Here is a 3,919-nt window from a genome sequence, read left to right as displayed (position 1 = left end):
GGAAGAGACCTTGCGATTAAGTCACTTGCAGCAAAGCAGAAAGAGAAGGGATACGGCTCTGATATGGAGCGCTAGGAGTCCGTACGGCCGTTTCTAGGCTGATATGGGTGTCAACGTAACGGAATAACGAATAAAACCCCTCAGAATCGCTCACAGGGCGTTCTAGAGGGGTTCTTCGTTATGAGTATAAGAGTTGACGCCCTAGACGACAAAAACCCTCTCTGCTGTTCTCACGTTCCATACGTGAGAACCTGCCTACCGGCGAGGGAGCCCCTCGGGATCGAGGGGTTGGGGAGTCGATCTTTATTCTGTGTAGCTACGAATATGTGTAATGTGGCTATGGAAAATGATCACTTTTTCATCTTTTTCATTTTTTTCGTTGTAGACTTTGTACTCGCTGTATCCTTCTTCGATACCTGCCTCGCTGATGTTTCCGAGTATCTCTTTTGCAGAACCTCGAAGAATGACTTTTTCACCTGAACTTAGATGCACGATCGTAAGCATAATTTTTACCACCTTCGTTTGTTTTTTTGGTTCTTTTGAGCAAGGAAAAGCGTCTGCGAAAAATAGTTTTTTCTTATCTTGATAATAAGGGTAACTATTTATGCACAAAAAAAGGGGCGAACAAGTGAGTGAATCCCTTGTGCCCCAACGCTTTAGAAAGAAAAGAACTTGCGTTTCCGAGTATACTCGTTTAGCATTTAAGTTACCACACGAAAATAATAAACAAAGATCGGAGGCAAGTCCTTTAGCTTATGCTGTTTTGTACCCTTTTGCGTTATCCATAAACGGATTCCGTAAAACGGTGCTACACATGGATTATAGACAATATGACACCTAAAAAACAAGACCCTATTGCACTTATAAAGCTAAAAAAACTCGACAATCTGCGTATGTATGAACTAGCGAAGGATCATCTTTCCGAAAAAATGCAGGAACTGTACAAAGAGTGTGGGACGTTCAACTTGTATATTTCGACATTGGATAAGGAGAAAAAGAAGATGGTTGGAGGGAATCATTGCAAGAATCGATTTTGTCCGATTTGCGCTTGGCGCAAAGCTAGAAAAGATGCGATGGCATTGTCTGTGGTGATGGAAGCCATGCACGAAGAACATGACGTGAACTATTTGTTTCTCACTTTGACGACACCGAATGTGAAAGCGAACGAAGTGAAGTCGGAGATCGAGAGCATGAACAAGGCATTTCATAAATTGTTTATGCGTAGAAAAGTGAAAAAAGTGATTCAAGGATACGCTCGAAAATTGGAGATGACATATGACGGGAATCCGTTAATTACGACTCCACTATTCGAGAAAAAACAGGCGTATTATGAACGATTAGGATTGAAAGTTGGAGACGAGAATCCCACCTATGATACATACAACCCACACTTTCATGTTGTTCTTGCCGTCAAAAAAAGTTACTTCAACAACTCAAAGAATTACATCAAACGTGATGAATGGTTAGATATGTGGCGCGAGGTCACTGGTGACTATACTATCACGCAAGTTCACATCGAACGAATCAAGGAAAAACAGACCGGAAATGCAGTTGCGGAGATCGCCAAATACTCGGCAAAGAGTAACGATATGGGCGTCAGTCCAGAAGTATTCGAGACCTTCTACAATTCTTTAAAGGGTAAGCAAGTTATCGCTTATAGTGGTCTTTTTAAAGAGTACATGTTGAAGTACAAAGCAAATGAATTGGAACAGTACATGGAGAAGGACAAGAACGAATACTTTTATAAGATTATGGCTAGTTGGAAAGCTGATCAGTCTGATTTTGTACTTGAATACATTCAATTAACCGAAGAAGAGATGAAAAAATACAACGGAAAAAACATTGATGAATTAGATATATAAAATCATGATAGGAGATTGTTATTTGAATTGGAAAGATCTTAGAATTGATCGTGTTGGAATGATACAAAAGTGTGTAGCTGAATTTGATATAGCTGCTTTAAAATTTTTCGGAGAAATTTATGAAGGAGATACAATTCATTATGGTGGTTTCAAAGTAAAGATATACGAAACTAGTTACAATAATGATGAAGCTCCTGGAGAATCTGGTTTTACTGGATATACAAATCTCAAATTAGTAGATTCAGATGGTTATCCAGAAGGTACAACAGGTTATGCTCTTACGATTGAAGAAGCCTTAGAAAAAACAGTTTCTAACTTTTTAGATCTAGTTGAAGAGTTTAAAGAAGAAAAGCCAAATGGTCTTCAAAAAGAAGATTTCATCATAGTACCTTATGATGAATTTTAAGTATTTGACTGATATTTTTTTATGATTCTTTAAGTTTTATTTTTTTAAAAGACGATGCTTAAGCATCGTCTTTTTTCGTGTCTAAGACACGAAGCAGCATTGATCTTGAGTGGCGCAGCCATGCTCTTTTCACCTCGTAGAGACCGCCTCTTGCTTTGCAAGAGTATAGCGGGCTATACTCTTATAAAATCAATGCCGACAAATTCCCCTCTCGCTTCTCTCGGTCTTTGTTTGGATAAGGAGGAAAACCCCATGTCGATCGAATTCGCCTGGAACGCTCAAAAGAACCAAATGTCCGATATTAAAGGCAAAGAAAGAGAACAAGAAAGAGAAGGACAAATCAAAAATGACATGATTGATCTTGATCGTACCCACCTCAATTATGATCTCGTACAAAGCGAATTAAATCTCTATCAACGAGCAAAAGAACGGGTCGATCAACTCAAATCTGAAAACAAACGAGTCCAAAAGAATTCGGTCATTACTTACTCGAATATCATCACCATTCCAGAATCTGCAGCAAAGGAAATGTCGAAGGATCAGATGCACGATTACTTCAAAACGTGTCATGACTATTTCGTCGATCGCTTCGGAAAAGAGAATGTCCTAAGTTCGAAAATCCACCTCGACGAATCGACACCTCACATGCACCTTCACTTCATGCCCATCGACAAAGAAACAGGAAGATTACAAGCAAGAACGACAATGAACAAGGCAGCATTAAACGAGATTCATGACGAGATTCCGGAACGGCTGCGGGCAAAAGGATTCGATGTCGTGCGTGGATCGGGAGAAAAAACGAAACAGAAACTCGATATTCATCAGTACAAAGCGAAACTGGACTTGGAAAAAGAAATAAAGGATTTGGATTTGGATCGTACAATTCTGCATCGAGAAGTCTATTACATGCGGAATAACAAAGATATTGAACGCAAGAAGATTGAAAGAGGATTCGAGGAAAAAGTAGAAGCTGCCAAAACAGAAGCGCTCCAACAAATTGGAATGATCAAAGAAGAAGTGGCGAAGTTCGAGTACGATATGAGTCAAAACCAGGAACGACTCATCATGGACACCCAGGACATGAACGGACTTTTGGATGCCACGAGAAAAGACCTCGAGGAGCATCAAAAACAACTCAACGAGCGAATCGATTCGCTCAAAGAGTTGGATTTCGACGAGTCAATCAATCTCGATCTAAAGCCGAACCTATTGAACAAAGTGTCGATGTCGAACGATACGTTCTTGGAACTGAAGAAGCGGGCGGAAGTCGCGGAACGGATGCAACGGGCATTGCGGATCTCGGAGCAACGTGTCCAGACGCTGGAGAAGGACAACAGGAAAAAAGATAGCCAACTGGGCGAGATGTTCACCTTGAGAATGGAGAATAGTACTTTGAAGCGTCAGGTCGAGTTCTTCAAGCAAGTGATCGACAAGATCCGAGACATGGTATCGGCTCAACGAGATAAGGACGGGAATCCACGAGTCACGAAAAAACTGATGGAACACGCCATCGGATATGCGAAAGAATACGTTGGTCAGAAGATGAACATGAAGAAAGAAGCCACGCCACGAAACGAGAACGAAGAGATTGGAAGAGACCTTGCGATTAAGTCACTTGCAGCAAAGCAGAAAGAGAAGGGATACGGCTCTG

4 protein-coding genes are annotated in these 3,919 nt (G+C 40.8%); 3 read left to right on the top strand and 1 reads right to left on the bottom strand.

The annotated features are described in order from the left end of the window. Window positions 1-303: 303 nt before the first annotated feature. Window positions 304-504 carry a hypothetical protein gene (locus F8N00_RS16780; protein WP_421018627.1) on the bottom strand — a complete coding sequence of 67 codons (201 nt, stop codon included), beginning with the start codon at window positions 502-504 and terminating at the stop codon, window positions 304-306. Between the two features lie 326 nt (window positions 505-830). Between F8N00_RS16780 and F8N00_RS16775 the strand changes: the two genes are divergently transcribed. The 3 genes from F8N00_RS16775 to mobV form a co-directional block, all read left to right on the top strand. Beyond that, window positions 831-1,862: a protein rep gene (locus tag F8N00_RS16775; protein WP_421018626.1), complete on the top strand. Its 1,032-nt coding sequence runs from the start codon at window positions 831-833 to the stop codon at window positions 1,860-1,862. Window positions 1,863-1,884: 22 nt separating this feature from the next. Further along, window positions 1,885-2,268, top strand: coding sequence for a hypothetical protein (locus F8N00_RS16770; protein WP_075643192.1), 384 nt, complete (start codon window positions 1,885-1,887; stop codon window positions 2,266-2,268). 252 nt (window positions 2,269-2,520) lie between these two features. Further along, the coding region (gene mobV / locus F8N00_RS16765; protein WP_421018625.1) for a MobV family relaxase at window positions 2,521-3,919 on the top strand (1,399 nt) is incomplete at its 3' end.

The sequence above is a fragment of the Exiguobacterium sp. A1_3_1 genome (assembly GCF_048985645.1).
Lineage (GTDB): Bacteria > Bacillota > Bacilli > Exiguobacteriales > Exiguobacteriaceae > Exiguobacterium_A > Exiguobacterium_A indicum.
The sequence above is the reverse complement of the archived record's forward strand: the minus strand, read 5'-3'. Positions and strand labels throughout refer to the sequence as shown.